The organism is Rubripirellula tenax (assembly GCF_007860125.1).
Lineage (GTDB): Bacteria > Planctomycetota > Planctomycetia > Pirellulales > Pirellulaceae > Rubripirellula > Rubripirellula tenax.
On the sequence record NZ_SJPW01000001.1, the window covers coordinates 755,108 to 773,608 of the forward strand.

At 56.4% G+C, this 18,501-nt stretch carries 16 protein-coding genes; 8 read left to right on the plus strand and 8 right to left on the minus strand.

Going from position 1 to position 18,501, the window contains the following annotated elements; genetic code table 11:
• The first annotated feature begins 4 nt into the window (after positions 1-4).
• Positions 5-2,050: a sulfatase-like hydrolase/transferase gene (locus Poly51_RS02740; protein ID WP_146453974.1), complete on the plus strand. Its 2,046-nt coding sequence runs from the start codon at positions 5-7 to the stop codon at positions 2,048-2,050.
• Positions 2,051-2,061: 11 nt separating this feature from the next.
• Here the strand turns inward: Poly51_RS02740 and Poly51_RS02745 are convergent, their stop codons facing one another.
• Both Poly51_RS02745 and Poly51_RS02750 read right to left on the minus strand, forming a co-directional pair.
• The gene (locus Poly51_RS02745; RefSeq protein WP_146453977.1) at positions 2,062-2,910 is read right to left on the minus strand and encodes a glycosyltransferase; all 849 of its coding nucleotides are present in this window, start codon (positions 2,908-2,910) and stop codon (positions 2,062-2,064) included.
• Positions 2,911-2,928: 18 nt separating this feature from the next.
• A complete protein-coding gene (locus Poly51_RS02750) occupies positions 2,929-4,029 on the minus strand; it encodes a hypothetical protein (RefSeq protein WP_146453979.1) in 1,101 nt (366 codons plus the stop codon).
• A gap of 146 nt (positions 4,030-4,175) precedes the next feature.
• Between Poly51_RS02750 and Poly51_RS02755 the strand changes: the two genes are divergently transcribed.
• From Poly51_RS02755 to Poly51_RS02780, 6 genes are all read left to right on the plus strand, one after another.
• Complete coding sequence (locus tag Poly51_RS02755) at positions 4,176-5,201, plus strand: S1 family peptidase (protein ID WP_186775301.1); 1,026 nt, start codon at positions 4,176-4,178, stop codon at positions 5,199-5,201.
• 103 nt (positions 5,202-5,304) lie between these two features.
• Positions 5,305-6,540: an outer membrane protein assembly factor BamB family protein gene (locus Poly51_RS02760; RefSeq protein WP_146453984.1), complete on the plus strand. Its 1,236-nt coding sequence runs from the start codon at positions 5,305-5,307 to the stop codon at positions 6,538-6,540.
• A gap of 131 nt (positions 6,541-6,671) precedes the next feature.
• Positions 6,672-7,451 (plus strand): reprolysin-like metallopeptidase, encoded by a 780-nt coding sequence (locus tag Poly51_RS02765; RefSeq protein WP_146453986.1) that lies wholly within the window; start codon positions 6,672-6,674, stop codon positions 7,449-7,451.
• Positions 7,452-7,551: 100 nt separating this feature from the next.
• The gene (locus Poly51_RS02770; RefSeq protein WP_146453988.1) at positions 7,552-8,727 is read left to right on the plus strand and encodes a PDZ domain-containing protein; all 1,176 of its coding nucleotides are present in this window, start codon (positions 7,552-7,554) and stop codon (positions 8,725-8,727) included.
• Positions 8,728-8,783: 56 nt separating this feature from the next.
• Positions 8,784-9,842 carry an A/G-specific adenine glycosylase gene (locus Poly51_RS02775; RefSeq protein ID WP_146453989.1) on the plus strand — a complete coding sequence of 353 codons (1,059 nt, stop codon included), beginning with the start codon at positions 8,784-8,786 and terminating at the stop codon, positions 9,840-9,842.
• Between the two features lie 125 nt (positions 9,843-9,967).
• The gene (locus Poly51_RS02780; RefSeq protein ID WP_146453991.1) at positions 9,968-11,248 is read left to right on the plus strand and encodes a cytochrome-c peroxidase; all 1,281 of its coding nucleotides are present in this window, start codon (positions 9,968-9,970) and stop codon (positions 11,246-11,248) included.
• Between the two features lie 42 nt (positions 11,249-11,290).
• Here Poly51_RS02780 and bshB1 read toward each other — a convergent pair whose 3' ends face one another.
• From bshB1 to Poly51_RS02795, 3 genes are all read right to left on the minus strand, one after another.
• The gene (gene bshB1, locus Poly51_RS02785) at positions 11,291-12,031 is read right to left on the minus strand and encodes a bacillithiol biosynthesis deacetylase BshB1 (protein WP_146453993.1); all 741 of its coding nucleotides are present in this window, start codon (positions 12,029-12,031) and stop codon (positions 11,291-11,293) included.
• Positions 12,032-12,100: 69 nt separating this feature from the next.
• On the minus strand, positions 12,101-12,943 hold the full coding sequence (locus tag Poly51_RS02790; protein ID WP_146453996.1) for an inositol monophosphatase family protein: 843 nt from the start codon (positions 12,941-12,943) through the stop codon (positions 12,101-12,103).
• 104 nt (positions 12,944-13,047) lie between these two features.
• Positions 13,048-14,037: an aldo/keto reductase gene (locus tag Poly51_RS02795; protein WP_146453998.1), complete on the minus strand. Its 990-nt coding sequence runs from the start codon at positions 14,035-14,037 to the stop codon at positions 13,048-13,050.
• A 330-nt stretch (positions 14,038-14,367) separates the two neighbouring features.
• Here Poly51_RS02795 and Poly51_RS02800 point away from each other — a divergent pair, with 330 nt between their 5' ends.
• Entirely contained in the window at positions 14,368-15,303 is a 936-nt protein-coding gene (locus tag Poly51_RS02800; RefSeq protein WP_146454001.1) for a glycosyltransferase, read from the plus strand.
• Between the two features lie 50 nt (positions 15,304-15,353).
• Here the strand turns inward: Poly51_RS02800 and Poly51_RS02805 are convergent, their stop codons facing one another.
• The 3 genes from Poly51_RS02805 to Poly51_RS02815 form a co-directional block, all read right to left on the minus strand.
• The gene (locus tag Poly51_RS02805; RefSeq protein ID WP_146454003.1) at positions 15,354-17,351 is read right to left on the minus strand and encodes an ABC transporter ATP-binding protein; all 1,998 of its coding nucleotides are present in this window, start codon (positions 17,349-17,351) and stop codon (positions 15,354-15,356) included.
• Positions 17,352-17,994: 643 nt separating this feature from the next.
• Positions 17,995-18,252 carry a hypothetical protein gene (locus tag Poly51_RS02810; RefSeq protein ID WP_146454005.1) on the minus strand — a complete coding sequence of 86 codons (258 nt, stop codon included), beginning with the start codon at positions 18,250-18,252 and terminating at the stop codon, positions 17,995-17,997.
• Positions 18,249-18,446 (minus strand): hypothetical protein, encoded by a 198-nt coding sequence (locus Poly51_RS02815; RefSeq protein ID WP_146454007.1) that lies wholly within the window; start codon positions 18,444-18,446, stop codon positions 18,249-18,251. Before Poly51_RS02815 ends, Poly51_RS02810 begins: the two co-directional genes overlap by 4 nt.
• Between the last annotated feature and the right edge of the window lie 55 nt (positions 18,447-18,501).

Below are 18,501 nucleotides of genomic sequence, written 5' to 3' on the forward strand. Positions count from 1 at the left end.
TGTTATGTCAACCACGAAAGTCTTGCTCGCAGCACTGCTTTTCGCCTCGCTCGGCTTTTCCTCGACCGCACGTGCCGCCGACGAAAAGCAGCCGAACGTTATCTTTATCCTATGCGATGACTTGGGTTGGGGGGACTTTGGTGTCTTCTATCAAAATGATTCGCCGCACGCGAAACGCCATCGAACTCCGCTGATCGACCAGATGGCGGCGGAAGGCATGCAGCTTCGCACTCACTATTGCCCGGCCCCGGTTTGCGCACCCAGTCGCAGTTCGCTGTTGACCGGGACACACCAAGGGCATGCCGAAGTTCGCGACAATCAGTTCGACAAGATGCTTGAAGACAATCACACGCTGGCAACCGTGATGAAGTCCGCCGGATACCGAACCGCGCTGGTCGGAAAGTACGGACTGCAAGGCAAGGGAAAGTCCGCTGCGGATTGGCCGGCCTATCCGACACGCCGTGGTTTCGATGACTTTTTTGGTTACGTCCGACACGTCGACGGACACGTTCACTATCCGGCCGATCATTGGCCGATCGGAAAAGGCGAGAATCACCAAACGCCCAAAGAAGTGTGGTCCAACGACGTCGAAGTGTCGGCCGGTTTGTCAAAGTGTTACACGACCGACCTGTTCACGGCGAAAAGCAAACACTGGATCCAGGATCACACGGCGAAGAACGTGGACCAACCGTTCTTTTTGTATCTTGCCTACGACACGCCCCATGCGGCATTGCAGGTACCGACGATGGAGTACCCCGCCGGTCGTGGCATCGACGGCGGAATTCAATGGACCGGTCAACCGGGACACATGATCAATACCGCCAACGGCGAGATCGATTCGTACAGGCATCCTGAATATATCGGCCACGGTTGGACCGATGTCGAGGAACGCTTCGCGACAATGGTCCGTCGTATTGATGACGCCATTGGCGACTTGTTGGAAACCTTGAAAGACTTGAACATTGCGGACAATACGATCGTCGTGATCAGCAGCGACAACGGGCCTCACCAAGAATCGTATTTGCAAAGTTCGGACTACCACCCGACATCTTTCCATTCCTATGGACCTATGGACGGCATCAAACGCGATCTGTGGGAAGGCGGTATCCGCATGCCAACGCTTGCGTGGTGGCCCGGCCACATTCCGGCGGGGAAAATCGACCATACCCCCAGCCAATTCCATGATTGGATGGCCACGTTCGCCGATGTTGCCGGGAAACCGGCGCCGGCTCGCTGTGACGGAGAATCGCTATTGCCGTTGCTGAAAGGGAAATCGATGCAGCGACGGGCGCCGATCTATATCGAATATATCAACGGCAGCAAGACGCCCGACTATCCAGACTTCGCCGAATCACGTCGCGGCAAAAGGCGAGGCCAACAACAGGCGATCTTCATGGACGGATTCAAAGGCATTCGCGTCGACATCGAAAAACCGAACGCGCCGTTTGCCATCTACGACGTCTTGAAGGATGCCGGCGAACGGAACAACTTGGCCGGTACGTCGCCGAAGTTCAAGAAACTGCAATCGAAGATGCAGGACCGAGTGTTGCAGATTCGTCGTCCCAATCAATCGGCGCCACGTCCCTATGACAACGTAGCGGTTCCTTCCATCGGCAAACTAGAAGCGATGACGGACAAGCCGAGACCAGGACTCGCTTGGTCTTTCTATCCTGGTGATTTCGCTTACACGCCTCAGGTGCAATCGCTAGCTATTTCATCAAGCGGCACGTCAGTAGCTTTCGATGTTCCGACACCGTCGTCGTCGGGTGCGATTCAGTGGACGGGGCTGGTCAATGTCGACGCCAACGGCGTTTTCGAATTCACGATGAAGTCGGACCAACCCGCATTCCTTCGCATTCATGATGCGTCGGTGATCGATAGCGACTTTGGTCATCAAGCGGGCCAAGCAAAATCGGCTTCGATCAAACTGGCGGCCGGTCTGCATCCGATTCGCGTGACCGTGTTGGCCAAGGACGGGCAGGCGCCGAAGGTCAACTTCGGTTGGTCGGGTAAGCAACCGATCGAGACGGCTTTGTTTCAAACGAAATGATCGCGAATCAATTACGCTGCTTTTGACGACAAGCCATGGCTGGTTCGCTGACGACCAGTGGATACCGTCTCGCGACGGATGCTGAGGTTTCGGTTGAGGTCTTCTTCGTTGGCGTAACCGCGGCCGTGGTCGAGGTGAAGCACGACCGTTTGGAACCGCACGTGCTTGCCTCGCACGCCGGCGTTTTCCAAGCGTTCGCCAAGTTCACGGTCTTGGCCGCCATATCGCATGCGTTCGTCATAGCCGCCCGCAGCGATCACGTCGGCAGTCCAGCCGGACGAGTTGTTGCCGTTCCATGTTGGACGGGTCGGCGTGATGCGGTTGAGCAACGTGCTAGCTCGTCCGCTGACCAACCGCAGCCAGCGGTGTGACGGAGGCAGACCGTTTCGTCGCAACCAACCCAGCGAAAATGCTCGGCCGCTGCGAATGTCGTCGGCTGTGATTCGCTGGCTCAACTCCATCGGCAATTTGTAGTATCCGCCCGACAAGAATCGCTCTGGTTCTAGCGCCGCGTAGTGCTGGGCTACGAAGTCGGATCGGGGAATGCAGTCGCCATCGGAAAACAGGACGTAGGAACCCGCGACGGCTTCGAGGGCACGGTTCAGAATCGTGCTCTTGCGAAAACCATCGTCCGCGTGCCACACGTGCTTGATCGTCATGCCTGTTTGATCGCGAAGACGTTTAACCATTTCGGACGTCGTGACTCGCGAGCCGTCATCGGCCAATACGATCTCGAATCGCCGGTGTTGTTGAACAGAGTAGCCCCACAGCACTTTTTCCAACCAAGCGGGCTGGTTGTACGTCGACAGGACAACGCTGATCAAATCGGGTTTGATCGAATCGGGTTTGGCGGTTGGCATAGTGCGAAACTAAAAGGGTTAGGCCGCGCGAGCGACTGTTGTCGCTGCGTCGACGAAGTTCTTGTTGTGAAACGGCAGACTGATTTCGCGTACACGCGTTTCGCGTTGGTCATCACGAAGGTTGCGTAGGAATCGCGCGCCGCACAATTGGTCGTCATAAAACGTCGCGGCAGCCGATCGCATTGTCGCGATCACGTCATCGGTCAACGCGTCGATCCGGCCGATCGCGTCGGCAAGACCGCCGGCGCCCGAAAAGCAAATCGCGTTGATGCCGTCGGACAGTTCAGGAGTCACTCGATCGCCGTATTCCAAAATCGGGATCGTTCCCACGCTCATCGCTTCGACCAAGTGATGGCACGTCGGTTGGGCGGATCCCGGACAACACAAAAAGAAGTCAGCCGACGCCAGCGCGGGCAACCAGTTCGACGCGGAAACAGGATCCGTCCGCGAATCGGACAGCACCATGTTTCGGGTCGCGTCGGCCAGATCCATACGATCGACGATTCGATCGGCCGCAGCGGCGCGAACGGTTTCCAGCACTTCCAATCGGTTCAAGATGCCGAAGTCGCGGCGAATCTTATCGTCGCCGTAGCGGGGTTTTTGGTTCCCTGCGAACAAGATCGAAATCCAGCGTCGATGATGACGTAGGTCTCGCAGCGTTGTCGGGCCGATACGCTTGAGTGTTGACGGGTGCATCGGGTACGGCATGACGGCGGCATCGCGATCAACGTCGCGCCCGATCTTTAAGTAGACGCCTTTCGCGTTGGATCTCGCTTCATGGGGATCATCGCACAGCAACAAAGCATCGTGCGGTAGCGCGGTCGAATCGTTGGCGTATTCGACGCCCGGCATCGCCAACATCGCGCGGCCGTACGGTTTGTGGGCGATCGCTGCCAATAATGTCTTCGGACATACGAGAGTCACCGGTGACCCTGCATCCATGGCATGATGGGCGATCGTCGCTAGGTGCCGTCCCGCGTCGATCAGCAATCGATCGGTTCGAAGTACCAGAGCAATGCGGCGTTCGTTCAATCCTTGTGGCATCGCGGGTTTCTCGCGAAGCGTTTGACGCGCCCGGCGTATGTCGGCGGGAAAGCGAACGAGCGATTTCCATTTCATAGCAAATGTGCCGATGTCCAGCGGGGCGGGAAACTGCGAAACGTTGCTCGTCAATACAAAACGTTCGCGGTCGACGTCTAGCTCGAAACTCTACGGTCCCGCCGGGGTTTCACGGCCGACTCAACTTTTCACACATCGAGATTACGATGCAAAAAATGATCCGCCGAAGCTACCTAGTTGACCTGTCTTTCCTGGTCGTCGGTTTTCTTGTGTTCAATTTCGCGACGCCGATCGCATCGGCCCAGAATTTTTTCTCGAAGATTTTGGGCGGACAGACGACCGACCAATACCCATCCGTTGGGATTGTGGGAAGCGTCGAAGGGGGAGGGTTCTGCACCGGCACGTTAATTTCTCCGACGGACGTTCTGACGGCCGCACATTGCGCCGAGGTGATCGAGTCGTCGGATTCGGGCACGTTCGAAGTCGGTGGCCAGGTCTATTTGACGTCGGCCATTTTTATTCATCCAGATTTCAACTCGCGGACCCTTGATAACGACATCGCGATCCTGCGACTTTCCGAGCCGGTCATCGACATCGAACCTTCACCGATCTTCCGTGGCACGCCCCTGGTTGGCGATGTGTTGTTCATCGTCGGATTCGGCGGCGGCGGGACGGCGGAAGATGGGAACGATGGAACGTTCGGTATCCAGCGCGTTGGAATGACCACCATCGACAGCGTTTCGGATTCGATCATCGAGTGGTTGTTTGACGATCCGGACGAAGCGAACACCGCCTCGGGTGATTCGGGTGGTCCAGGCTTTCTGTTCGTCGATGAGGTCGAGTCGGTGGCGTCGATCACATCAGGAGGATCGGTATTCGATTCGACACTTGGCGACGTCGCATTCAATACACGCGTCGACGCGTTCGCCTCGTGGATCGATGAGACTTTGTTGGCGGTCGTGCCCAGCGGCCCGACGACGGATCCGGGGCCAACCACGGATCCCGATCCCACCACCGACCCAGATCCCACCACCGACCCAGATCCCACCACCGACCCAGATCCCACCACCGACCCAGATCCCGAAGCCGAACCGGATGAAACGCCCACTGACATGGTGGCTTCATGTGAGAACTATTTGTCGAAACCTTTCCCGTTGCTCAGCTTTCTGATTGATCTGTTGACGGCGTTGTTGGAGTCGTTGATGGGATCGGGCAGCCCCACCGCGGCGTGATTGACCGAGACGTGATCGACCGAGACGGGGACTGACGAGACTGTTCGGGCCGCTAACATATAGCGGTCTGACCATTCATCCCGTTTCAAGTCCAGTTGTCACCATGCACCTTTCACGTTTCGTCGCTTGCGTTTTGTTCGCGGGTTGGGTTGTGCCCCACGTTGTTGCCCAAGAATGGAACCAGTGGCGTGGTCCCAGCCGAGATGCCCAGTGGGCGGGTTCGTCGTTCCCGACCAAGTTGACCGGCAACTTAAAACAGGTGTGGGAACAGCCGCATGCGCAATCGTACAGCGGTCCCGTCATTCGCGGCGATTTGGTTTACACGACGGAAACGGTCGACAAGACCGACGAACGCGTCACGGCGCACCGATTGGACACCGGCGATGTTGCTTGGACCGCCACGTGGCCCGGTGCGATGGCCGTTCCTTTTTTTGCGGCTTCGAACGGAGATTGGATCCGTGCGACGCCGATCTGCGACGCCGAACACTTGATCGTCCTGGGGATGCGCGACGTGTTGGTATCGCTTGACCCCACGACCGGCGACGAACAGTGGCGTGTGGATTTCCCCGCCCAGTTGGGGACTCCGTTGCCGTCCTTCGGCGCGGTCTGTTCGCCGCTGATCGACGAAGGGTTCGTCTATGTGCAAACGGGTGGCGCGTTGGTGAAGTTGTCGGTAACGGACGGTGCCGTTGTTTGGAAAACACTCGAGAATGCCGAAGGCATGATGAGCAGCGGTGCCTTCAGCAGCCCGACCATTGCGACGCTGGGGGGCCAGAAGCAGTTGGTCGTACAAACGCGCGAAGAACTCTGCGGCGTCGATCTGGCAACGGGTCAACCCTTGTGGCGTGAAAAGATCGAAGCATTCCGGGGCATGAACATCCTGACGCCAACGGTCATCGGTGATCGCATTTTCACATCCGCACACAGCGGCCGAGCCCAATTATTTTCCGTCTCGAAGGCCGCCGGCGGGGACTGGGTCGTCGACGAAATTTGGTCACAGAAGACTCAGGCTTACATGTCGTCGCCGGTCGTGATCGATGACACGATTTATTTGCACGCGAAAAATCAGCGGCTGATCGCGTTGTCAATTGAAGACGGTTCGATTCGATGGACGAGCGAACCGTTTGGCAAGTACTGGAGCATGATAGCGGCGGGCGATCGCATGCTTGCACTTGATGAAACGGGTGAATTGTTGCTGATTTCTGCGAATACCGAGAAGTTGGAAATCATTGACCGCACCCAGGTGGCTGATAACGCATGGGCCCATCTAGCTATCCACGGCAATCGATTGATCGTTCGCGATTTGTCGGCATTGAAAGTGTACGAGTTTGATGAGTAGTGATTGTCCCTCATCAAATGGTTTGAATCTCAAAAAGCTCTCCCAACGCAATCGAAGGATGCCATATACTCTCGGCGTCTTATCGAAATATTCGTTCTAAATCTTATCACGACTGTAAAGGGCGACTCACGATGCGTTGGAATGCCATTTTTGCCGCACTGTTGTTGCTAACATTCGTTTCATCGTCGCACGCTGCGTTGGTGATTGACCCTGCATTGCCGATCACACGGCGTGTCAGCGTTCAACCGATCATCGTCAGCAACGACAACGGTACAAACACGTCGGCTTATTTCGGTTCGGCGTCACAGCAAGAATCGATCATCGGTTTGATTGATTCAATATGGGCCCAAGCTGGTATCGATATCGAGTTCTTCACGCCAAACTTTTGGAACAACACATTTGCGAACGTGGGAAACGGAACATCAACGACTTCGCGTCCGACAAATGATTTGGGGACGATCGTCAACAATGGCGACACGGCGGGCGTGGGCAACGCCGATCCGAATGTGATCGATATGTACTTCGTCGAGATCGCCGCGGGTTTTAGCGACACGTCCGAAAACACGGCGAATGGTTTGGCATTCGTCGGCGGCAATGGAATCACGCAGCATGTTGGCGATAATTTGCCCGGCTTTCTTGGCGGACGCGAGGTCGTCGCTAGCGTTGTGGCTCACGAAATTGGCCACAATCTGGGCTTGCCCCACATCACCTCGGTCGAGAACTTGATGCAATCGGGTGGTTCACCCAACCAGGGTGAGCGTTTGTTGGCATCACAAATTACAACGGCAAGAAATAGCAGGTTTGCGAGGACAGTCACCGCTGTGCCGGAAACCAGCAGTTTCGCGGCTCTATTCGCGATTGCGGGTGGGATTGTAGTGATTCGCCGGCGGCGGAACTCATCGGGACTGTGATCCTAGACGGATCAAATGGTCATCGAGCCTGGGGTCCCGGGTTGGTATACTTCTGAGCGGCAAAGGCGTTCGATTTCTACCGACCGATGGCAGCTTCATTTTGAAACGCAACTTCCAAACATTGATCGCGGCCCGTCGGTTGTTCGCTGCGGCCGTCGTGGTGACTTTGGTGACCGGGGTGCGCCCCGGTGCATTCGCAGACGAATCGGCAAAATCTCAGGCCGAACAAACCAAGGTCGGTGAGGGTTCGATCGCTTATTGGGTGACGCAACTCTCCAGTGATCATTACCTGCGCCGCGAGACGGCGGCACAAAAGTTGGCCGAGGCAGGGACGGACGCGGTTGCTGACTTGATCAATGTGATTCGAACAGGCGATTTAGAAACGGTCGAACGCGCCAGCGATGTTGTCACCAAGATTGCGATGTCGGGGTCGCCATCAGACGATGGCGGCGCATGGAAGCATCTGAACGAGCTCTCCAAGAAAACTGTTGGGCGTGCAGCATCGCGAGCCGAATCGGCGGTTCAAGAAATTCGGAAACATCGGTCGAACCAGGCTCGAACGGAGTTGGCAGCGGCGGGTGTTTACGTGGGCATGGATGAGTTCGTGATTCAAGCGATCAGCCAACGGCGTTTGATCGTACAAGTCGATGACAAGTGGAATCGAAACGTGGAATCGCTGCAGTGGCTCGAGTGGCTTGACGGCGTCGAAAATGCGCGGGTCCAGGGCGCCGCCATCAATGCCGACGTACTCAAACGAATCGCGTTGGTTCCCGAACTGAAGTCGCTGGCCATTGTGGACGGCCTGATCAGCGATGAAACGCTTCAACCGTTGATGGAAATGAAGCCACTGAGCGATCTTGAATTCCGTTACGTCCATTTGACTGACGAACAAGGCGATCTTCTTGCCCACATGCCGGTGCGTGTTTCATTGAATTTGATGGGCACGGGCATCAGTGCCGACAAGGTCGAATCGATGCGTGCGGCCGCGCCCGGTTTACGAATCGAACACCGGCAAGGGGGTTTTCTTGGCGTGACCTGTCAAGACTCGTTCGACGTATGCCAAATCAGTGGCGTTGTTTCCAAGAGTGCGGCCGAGGATGCCGGTTTGATCCGCGGTGACGTCATCACACGATTGGACGACACGGTGGTAAGAAAGTTCAAGGACTTGCAGGACGCCATCAACGAACACTTACCCGGCGACACCGTCAAGATTACCTTTCGTCGCGCCGAAGCGGAGAGTACGGTTGAGTTAAAACTGCGGCGGTTCGAAGAATAGTGTTCGACCAAGTTTGGAACGATTCCAAGTGGCGCAGCCGTGTTCGATCGCGTTTGATGAAGTGGTTCGACGAACATGCACGCGTCTTGCCATGGCGAAGTGAGCCAACGCCGTATCGGGTTTGGATCAGCGAGATCATGCTGCAGCAGACCCAGGTCGCGACGGTGCTGCCGTACTTTGATCGGTTTCTGAAAACGTTTCCTGACGTTGCGTCGTTGGCTGGCGCTGACGAGCAACTTTTGATGAAGCACTGGGAAGGTCTGGGCTATTACCGCCGGGCCCGATCCATGCACGCGGCGGCGGCGAAAATCGTTGCGGATCACGACGGTAAGTTTCCGGAATCATTCGACGACGTGCTTGCGCTGCCCGGTATTGGACGCTACACCGCAGGCGCGATCTTGTCGATTTCTCGCGACCAACGTCTTCCGATCCTAGAAGGCAACACCGTCCGGGTATTCAGTCGCTGGATCGCACTGCGATCGCCGGTGAACGAAACGGCGTCAACGAAAGTGTTGTGGGAAGTTGCCGAGGCCATGTTGCCGGCGAAGTCGTCCAAGGTCCCACCCGGTCACTTCAATCAAGCGGCTATGGAACTGGGCGCGTTGGTGTGTACGCCAAAGTCGCCAAGCTGTGACACGTGCCCGGTACGGACTTGTTGCCGCGCCCACGCACTGGGACTGGAAACCACGATCCCAGGCAAAGTGAATTCGGTCAAATACGAAAGCCGATCGGAGTTTGCTTTCGTGATCGCTGATGAAAACCGCAAGCGGCATCAGGATTCGGCGCCTCGCTATCTGGTCCGACCACTTCCCGCAGGCGGTCGCTGGGCCGGACTTTGGGATTTTCCGCGAACGACCGAAATGTCGTTCGCATCCGTCGAGGCGGCCGCCAACGACTTGGCCGTTCCGCTAGGTGGTGTGATCCGTCCGACCGAAAAGCTAACCACGATCAAGCATGCGGTCACGAAGTATCGGATTTCCTTGGACGTTCATACTGCGGTTTGGGCCGACGGCAAGACGAGTCCGCCGAAACCATGGCGTTACGTGACGACCGATGAAATGGACGAATTGCCGATGAGTGTCACCGGCCGAAAAATCGCCAAGCTGTTGAAGTAGTCGATGTTCGTCATCCGGCGGACGTTGAAATTTCGTCACGTTAATTACAATCATTGTCTTGTTCGGATGGCCAATCGGGTCGCCGATTAATTCCATGCCTCTTGTTTTTGGACGAGTCGATCCCCATGTTGCGATGTGAAGAGCGTTTTCGAAATAGATTCTTGGTCGGCGGTATCGCAGCACTGACGTTGACTATCAGCCTGAATAGACTTTCGGTTGCTGCGACAAACAGTCAAACGAAACCAGCAAAGAGCGACTCCGTCACCCTGGGTGATCCGGAATTGACGCAAGGGATCCCCGGAGTGGCTCTGTTGACCGAAGATCAGATCGCGCAGTGGCTTGGCGATCCAGCCAATCACGTGCCGTTGAAGGTATCGTTGCCATCCGGATTGGACGCCGCAGCGGCGAACATCTACATCCCCGAAGACAACCCGATGACGCGGGCCAAGATCGAACTGGGGCGCCAACTTTATTTCGACGAACGTCTTTCGTCTGACAACACGGTTTCGTGTGCTTCGTGTCACGATCCGGCGCAAGGTTACGGCGCCGAGATGCAATTCGGTGTCGGCGTGCGTGGGCAACAGGGCGGGCGCAACTCACCCGTGTCGTTCAACCGAATTCTAAGCAAAGCCCAGTTTTGGGATGGGCGGGCCGCATCCTTGGAGGACCAAGCCGTCGGGCCGATTGCCAATGCGATCGAAATGGGCAACACGCACGATGCCAGCGTTGCGACCGTGAAATCGATTCCCGGCTACCGGATGCAGTTCGAAAAAATCTTTGATGACGGGTTGAACATCGAAAATGTCGGCAAGGCATTGGCGACGTTCGAGCGCGCGATCGTGACCGGACCGATGCCCTATGACGCATACGACCAAGTCGTGAAGTTCGAAAAAACGTTCGCCGACGATTTGGAGTATTTGGACGAAGAGCCCGAGTTGAAGGCGAAGTACACGGCGCTGAAGTCCGCGGCCGATGCCATGCCAATGAGCGATTCGGCCAAACGCGGGATGGCATTGTTCAGCGGCAAAGCGAACTGCACCGCTTGTCATGCCGGCGCGAATTTTACGGACGAACAGTACCACAACCTGGGCGTCGGAATGGACGCCGAAAAACCAGATCTGGGTCGCTTTGATCAGACCGGTGATGTCAAAGATCGAGGCGCGTTCAAGACGCCGACCCTGCGCAACGTCGCCTTCACGGCGCCCTACATGCACGACGGAAGCCAAGCCACGTTGGAAGAAGTCGTCGACTGGTACAACAAGGGCGGTCACCCCAATCCCCAGCTTAGCGACAAGATGAAACCGTTGAACTTGACGGCACAAGAACAAGCCGATGTTGTTGCGTTCATGGCCGAAGGACTGCAAGGCGACTTCCCCATCGTCAGCCAAGCACGGTTGCCCCAGTAAGGATCGATTTCAATTCGATCACAATTCGGGAAAGTCGATTCGCTAAATCAGATCGCGAATCGACTTCATGGCCAACGGTTCTTTCGTCGCGAATGGTTCGCCATAGCGACGGTTGATGATGCGGCCCCAGTTGGCCGCTTCGTGATGCAGTTGGTCGATCATCGTCGGTGGGTCGGTTGGTCGGCCCACGATGAATTGGCTGTGGTAGGCTTGGATCGAAGCCAGCTTGGCCGGCCAGTGATCGCTGATGTCGACGATCCAATCTGGATCGATCGCCAATCGCAAGTGGATGCAGAAGTAGTAGTAAATCCGCTCGGGATGAAACCGTTCGCCGGGCATGTCGGTTTTGCTGAGTTTGGCCCAGAACCGAGCCGCTTCGACGATCTCGGTCGCGGCGACGTGATCGGGGTGCGCGTCGGTCCAATAGGGTGCGAAGATCCAACGAGGTCGAAGCATCCGAAAATAGCTGGCAACCAGCGCGCGAGCTTCCAACGTGTGAACCAACATGCGATTGGGCAAGCCGGCATTGCCGCGCCAGGTCAATGCAAGGGCGTCCGTCGCGACGCAAGTTTCTTGGCGGCGAATCGATTCGCTGCCGTGCGGAGTGGGTTCGCCGGTCGTCAGGTCCAAAACGCCGACCCGCATTCCTTCGCTGATCATTTTGGCGATCGTTCCACCCATGCCAAGTTCGGCATCATCGGGATGCGGTGCAACGACCAAAATATCAAGCGGTTCGCAAGCGGGAAGTTCGGCGGGCGGACAAGTGTGAATGGGAATCGACATGGAGTGAAGTCTATGAGTACAGATTTCGAAGTTCAAGATTCAAGGCGGACACCGTTTTCGCACCAGCCCCTAGGGATGGTAGCGCGACGTGATGTCGACCATGGCATCGTGCAGGCGAGTGTTGCTGGCGACGACGCTCGATTTACCGATGGTCCTCGATTTACCGATGGTCCTCGATTTACCGATGGTCAGGGGCGCCCCTTTTCCGTCGGTGATTTTTCCGCCGGCCTCGCGTACGACCAACGCACCGGCGGCGAAGTCCCATGGCGACAACTGGTACTCAAAGAAACCACCGAACTGGCCGCACGCGACTTGGCACAGGTCCAGCGACGCGGTGCCAAAGCGACGAATGCCGTGAATGTCGTGACCAAAAAAATCTTCGATCGCGCGCAAGGTCGATCGCATCATCTCGCCGCGGTCATAGTAAAAACCGCATCCGACAAGCGTTTGGGCCAGCTTCGCAGATTCGCATACGCGGATCGGCTGGTCGCCAAAGTAAGCGCCGCCGCCACGCACTGCGGTGTACTGTTCATCACGAACCGGATTCAGCACGGCGCCGACGACGGCTTCGCCCCGATGGTAATACGCGATCGAAACGGCAAAGTGAGGTACGTGGTGGGCGAAATTGTTTGTACCGTCAAGCGGATCGATGATCCAAAGATGTTCTGCGTTGACGTCACCAAGTTGGCCCTCTTCGCCCAAGATTTCGTGATCGGGGAATTCGGTTTTCAGGTAGCGCGTGATTTCATTCTCGGATTCCACGTCCGCGTCGCTGACCAAGTCATACGTTTTTCCGCCGACGGCCGACTTGTCTCGCATCTCGACGCCGTCACGCCAATACTTCATCAAAATGTCGCCGCCCAGCTTGGCGGCGGTCTTGGCGACCATCAAAATTTCGTTGTCTGTTTTCATCGTCTGTCTTCAATGTGGTGTGAGTTCGTGTTGCGGCAATGGTGTCCACCTATCGTTCTTCCGACGTGTTCGACACCCATGGTTTTGCGGAAAGCGTACCGTCATCAATCCTTGCCGCTGTACCAGACGCCACGGTGCCAATGGTGTCGACGCAACTGCAACAACATGTCTTCGGACAGATCACGCAGTCGGCTGGTTCGTGTGTTTTGTTCGACTTGGGCGACCGATCGCATGCCGGCGATCACGGTGCTGACTTCCGGGCGAGCCAAAGCGAACTTGAGCGCGACGTCGGCCAGCGAATACTCTTGGTCGATTCCGAATGTCTTTGCGTCTTCGCGAATCTTGTCGACGCGATCCACGGTTCGCCGCATGCGATCACCCGCGAAATAGCGGCTGCGAAAATCGTCCTCGGGGAAGACATGGTCGGCCGCATACTTACCCGCTAACGCGCCTTCATCGAGGGCGACGCGGACAATCACGCCGGTTCCCGTTTCGGCCGCAACGGGCAAGATTTGCGCCACGGGTTCCTGCTGGAACAGGTTGTAGATGATTTGAATCACGTCGACCAATCCGTCACGCATCAATTGGATGACACTGGATTGATCCTGCTCGGGCGTGCTGACGCCGATCAGTCCGATCTTGCCTTCCTCTCGCATTTGACGAAGAACCAACAGCGGTTGCGGATCATCGTTCCAGGCACGCGTCCATGTATGAAGTTGCAAAAGATCCAAACGATCCGTCCCTAGATTGGTCAGCCGTTGATGGATGTTGTCACGGAGATAAGCGGCCGAATAGCGATCTTGCCACCGACAATACGGGCTGGGCGGCCAAGGTCCCGGTGCCGGCGGCGTTTTGGTGGCGACCATCACGGACTCTTTTCGCGTCTTGATGACTTCGGCGATCAGTCGCTCGCTGTGTCCGTCACCGTAACCCGCCGCCGTATCAATGAAGTTGACGCCGCGATCGATCGCTGTGTTGAGAGCTCGGATCGACGTTGTGTCATCTTGATCGCCCCAACCCCCGCCGATGGCCCAAGCACCGAACCCAATTTCGGAAACTTGTGGCCCGTCGGTGCCAAGCGGACGTGTGTGCATGATCAGGCTCTTGAAATGGGAATCGATGGCTCAAAGGGTGCCGCCGACATGGTAGGTCAGGCGTCCTTGCGGCAATATGGCCTTGCCGAATTCCTTTGCGGCTGTTTTGAGGCGACCCGTGAAACTGTCTGAGCGTCAAATTGTGCCGATTAGCGAACGGATTCAAAGGGACCTGTCCAAACTTCGTACCTTTCCTATTCGCGGGCACCGAAGGGTTAAATTCCATACCCTGCCGAATCCGAAAACTAACCTCGACGTCGTATTGCTCGACGTAAAGCTCGGCGAAACAGACGAAGAAAACAGTTCAGCCTCTTCTTGTGGATGGTTTTGGTGACGAAATACCCTCCGATCCCGCGATTGTCGATTGTCGTTCCCGTTGGTTGCGACGCTGCGGCATTCGAAGCGACGCTGGTCAGCGTGCTAGAGAATCAGCCCGACGGCAGCGAAGTCATCGTTTGCCATGACGGCGACTATGACGACCCTTTCTCGTTGGCAGGTGAAGTCCGTTTCGTAACGGCAGCATCGAACGACTTGGTCGATGCCGTATCGGCCGGAGCAACGGCGGCGCACGGCAGATTCGTACACGTCTTGGCGGACGGATTACGTGCGACAGACGGTTGGGCGGACTCAGCGCTCGAAAAGTTTGAACATCACGACGCAGGCGTTGTCGCGCCCGTCATCCGCAGCGGCCTTGATCAAGTCATTTTGGGCGCCGGATGGCACGATTCCGCCGACCGACTTTGCAAAGCCAATGCGTCAGGCAAACGAAAGGTCTCGGCCGGGCGAAAGAACATCGGCGCCTATTTGACCGCGTCTTTTTGGCGCCGCGATCTGCTGCGTTCTTTGGGCAAGTCGTGTGACCTTCGCGATGAACTCGAAGCCTGCTACGCCTACGAATGGATGTCACGTGACGCCGGTTGGCGTTGTGTGCTGGCCGATGAAAGCAACGTCATCAGCGACCACGACTCAATCAACGGCGATGAATCGTCATGGTCGCGTGGGACCCGTTTGCGGGCGATCCGTAGCAGCTTCCAAACCGGCGGTTGGTCCAAGGCTTGCAAGGCATCGATGATTGCTACGATCGCCAACGGGTTTCGCCCGTCTATGTTTGCCGAATCGATCGGTCAAGTGTTTGCACCCCTGTCGGAAGCCAGCATCACGAAATCGCTGCGTCCGCAGGACGTGGTCGCGTCTGACGACGGCGGGGCCGCGATGATTCACCGGATGCCGGAGCGGTCGTTCGACGTTTCACGTCGTGCTGCCTAGAATGCAATAGAACGGCACGAAAGCAATTGCTCCCGACGTTCTTACGTCGGTCAAGCGCTCTTGCGGAACTCGGTTCCGCAGAGGCTTTGATAGAAGCGGTTTCGCTTCAGTACGTCGCCATGTTGTCCTTCATCGGCAACAAGGCCGCCATCGATAACCACGATCCGATCAGCCATCGCTAGGCTGGTCGGTCGGTGAGTGATCATGACGCCGGTTCGGTCGATCAAGAACTTCGCAAGCGCTTGGTGAATCAGTTGCTCGGATTCTAAATCGATCTGGCTAGTGGCTTCGTCCAGAATCAAAATGTCGGGGTCGCGCAAGAACGCTCGAGCCAGCGCGATCCGCTGCATCTGACCTCCCGAGAGCCGCATTCCGCCGGCACCCAATACGGTTTGGTATCCGTCCGGCATTTTGCGATGGATAAAGTCGTCTGCGAACGCCAACTTCGCGGCCCGAACCACCGCGTGCGCGTCGGCGCCGGGGCATCCGTACCGAATGTTGTTCTCGATCGTATCGTCGAACAACACCGTCCGCTGCGTCACCAACGCAATGCGTTTGCGAAGATCGCGAGTCCGCATTTGGTCCAGCGGAACGTCGTCCATGAATACGGTTCCCGATTGTGGGTCGTCGAAACGGCACAAAAGATTGACGATCGTGCTCTTTCCGCTGCCGTTGGGACCGACGACTGCAATTGTTTCGCCATGCCGAATCGTCAAGTCGATACCGCGCAGCACGATCGGGCCCGAGGGGTATTGGTAAGCGATGTTTTCGAACACGATCTTTCCGTGCGGTCGCATTGGCTCGCGAGCGGATGTGGGTTCTTTGACCCGAACTTCCTTGTCGATGACGGTGAACACTCGGTCGGTCGCCGCGATGCCGCGTTGCAGTCCGCTCCATACGTCGGAAAGCTTCTTCGCCGGGTCCGAAGCCCCGATCAACATCGCAAAGAACGTCAGCACTTCGCCAACGCTTAGCGGATTGGTCGTCATGCGAATGCCAAGCAGATGCGTTTGTTGATTCACGACCAGATAGCCGCCCGCCAAAATCGCTAGCGAGACCGTACAGATTCCTAGCATCTCGCTGCTGCTTCGGGCCAACGTGTTGTAGAACGCCATCTTCATCGATTTGCGATACAACGATTGCGTTGCTTTGTTGAACCGCGCCCGTTCAAAACCTTGGGTCGTAAACGCTTTGACCACGCGGATGCCTGAAAACGAATCGTTCAGCATGCCGTACAGCGTGCTCATTTCTTCCATCAACTTTCGACTTGCTCGCCGAATCGCTTTGCTCAGGTAGTTCATCACTAGCGCTACCACGGGTGTCACCACCATAACTAGCAGCAACAGACGCGGGCAAACATACATGGCGCCCGCGAAGCAGACGGCCATCTTCAACGGTTCGCGAATCAGTCGTCCCAGCAAGACGGTCAAACCGGCGGTCACGTTGGAGATATCATTGGTCAAACGCGACGTCAAATCGGCTGAACCGTTTTCGCCGAACGAATCGAGATCGAGATGGAGCGCCTTGCGGAAAAACACCGCGCGCAATTCAAGGGAAACTTTCTCGGCAACGAACTGAACCAACATCAGGTTCACCGACAAAGCGGTCAGCTTCACCAACGTCCCGATGATCAGAAACCCCATCACCAGCAAAAGTGTTTGATAGGGACCGCGCGGCGCGTAACGATCGATGGTGGGCTTGAATTTCGCCAGGTAATAGACGCCATCGGCAGTCGCTTTCCGCTTGGCTTCGGCGGTGTCGCGGCGAACAATCAGCGGTGAAGACTTGTCAGCTTCGGCGCTTGCGATCTGTTCATCCAGCAGCACGATTTCGTCGTCGAACGCTTCGATTTGTTCGTTGGCGCTCGCAATCTTTTCAGCGGTGTAGGTCGGGAACGATTTGCCTTCGAAAACGACTTCGACAAGCGGATAGATCGCACCGATGTTGGCTCCCCAAAGCACGGCGACCAACAACGATGTTGCCAAAATACCGACCAACGACCACCGTCGTTTCGCCGCCATCGCAAGAACACGTCCAAAGTTTTTCATCGACTCGCCTGATCCGTATTTAAAAGGGCAGCCCGACTTGTACCGAAGCATCGATACCGAGGCCAGCCAGATTTGAACGTGATTGCGGGTCCGCGACGAGTCTTAGAAATTGCTATCAAAACCCGCGATTGAGGCAAGAGAATCAGGCTTCGCGTGATTCAAAGTGTAAATTCCGGCCGCGAACCGAGTCAGAACATTCGCGGCCCTTGGCGTGATTCGCGGGCAAACCATCGTGACAGATTGCCCGCCAATGACACCCATGAGGGAGAATGCTGTGTCACAGCGACTGGCGAAACATCAGGTCGCGCGACGACTATCCCGCGTTTCACATGGCTGCGATGTATGCGAAGTAGCGATTGCAATCCCGTCGGTAAGGGGCGTCGCTCGATGCGTTTAGCCGGCAATTGGCTGGTTGAAGTAAAAGCAAAGGCCATCGGGAGCAACGACAAAGAATACGTTGAATTTTTCACCGAGGTCGGTCAAAGGAAGCGAAAGAACGTCATCCTTGTACGGTGACGCGGAATGAAAGGTCGGCCGCGTGGTCATGTCTTGAGTCTGCAATTCGAGGAACGAGCGTCCATCCACATTCGCTGAAGCGGCAAGGATGCCGAAGGCCTAGCGTAAAAACCATGTTGGGCGGCACCTACGCGCCGATCAAGCGATCGTATTCGGCATGATTGCCAATCCAAAACCACAACAATCCGTCATCGGTCTCGACCGCGAGCGCACGGAAGTCGCGGCCCACGCGAGCAGACCGATAGCGACCGACCTTCTTGAAGTGAAGAGAAGGGTGACTCGGGTCATCCTTGAGCAGTAAGAAATTCTTGTCGGCCAAAGCACGGATGGTATCTGGAAGTTGTTTGTAGAACTCCCCGAAAGCGGGGCTTGCGGAATGACTCATAGCGGCGTGGATTTGCCAGCCGCGTGATCGCGAAGCGCTGAGTCAGCAAGTGCGTCCAATCGTCCATCACGTGCGTCAGTTTCGATGCGTTTGTCAAACTGTGCGGCGTCAAAGTCCAGAAACCACGCGCGAAACTTCGCGAGTTCATCTGGCGGCAGCTTTGCGATAGTGTTTTCGAGATCTTGAAGTGACATTGCGTTTTGCCTTTCGAGCGGTGCCGCCCAACGGAAGGTTTTTACGATACCGCAC

What these genes read in the sequence shown, in the direction of transcription:
- Poly51_RS02780 (WP_146453991.1), top strand. Translation starts at nt 9,968, where the DNA reads ATGTTGCGATGTGAAGAGCGTTTTCGAAATAGATTCTTGGTCGGCGGT.
- Poly51_RS02795 (WP_146453998.1), bottom strand. Translation starts at nt 14,037, where the DNA reads ATGCACACACGTCCGCTTGGCACCGACGGGCCACAAGTTTCCGAAATT.
- Poly51_RS02745 (WP_146453977.1), bottom strand. Translation starts at nt 2,910, where the DNA reads ATGCCAACCGCCAAACCCGATTCGATCAAACCCGATTTGATCAGCGTT.
- Poly51_RS02810 (WP_146454005.1), bottom strand. Translation starts at nt 18,252, where the DNA reads ATGAGTCATTCCGCAAGCCCCGCTTTCGGGGAGTTCTACAAACAACTT.
- Poly51_RS02750 (WP_146453979.1), bottom strand. Translation starts at nt 4,029, where the DNA reads ATGAAATGGAAATCGCTCGTTCGCTTTCCCGCCGACATACGCCGGGCG.
- Poly51_RS02755 (WP_186775301.1), top strand. Translation starts at nt 4,176, where the DNA reads ATGCAAAAAATGATCCGCCGAAGCTACCTAGTTGACCTGTCTTTCCTG.
- Poly51_RS02760 (WP_146453984.1), top strand. Translation starts at nt 5,305, where the DNA reads ATGCACCTTTCACGTTTCGTCGCTTGCGTTTTGTTCGCGGGTTGGGTT.
- bshB1 (WP_146453993.1), bottom strand. Translation starts at nt 12,031, where the DNA reads ATGTCGATTCCCATTCACACTTGTCCGCCCGCCGAACTTCCCGCTTGC.
- Poly51_RS02790 (WP_146453996.1), bottom strand. Translation starts at nt 12,943, where the DNA reads ATGAAAACAGACAACGAAATTTTGATGGTCGCCAAGACCGCCGCCAAG.
- Poly51_RS02775 (WP_146453989.1), top strand. Translation starts at nt 8,784, where the DNA reads ATGAAGTGGTTCGACGAACATGCACGCGTCTTGCCATGGCGAAGTGAG.
- Poly51_RS02740 (WP_146453974.1), top strand. Translation starts at nt 5, where the DNA reads ATGTCAACCACGAAAGTCTTGCTCGCAGCACTGCTTTTCGCCTCGCTC.
- Poly51_RS02765 (WP_146453986.1), top strand. Translation starts at nt 6,672, where the DNA reads ATGCGTTGGAATGCCATTTTTGCCGCACTGTTGTTGCTAACATTCGTT.
- Poly51_RS02815 (WP_146454007.1), bottom strand. Translation starts at nt 18,446, where the DNA reads ATGTCACTTCAAGATCTCGAAAACACTATCGCAAAGCTGCCGCCAGAT.
- Poly51_RS02805 (WP_146454003.1), bottom strand. Translation starts at nt 17,351, where the DNA reads ATGAAAAACTTTGGACGTGTTCTTGCGATGGCGGCGAAACGACGGTGG.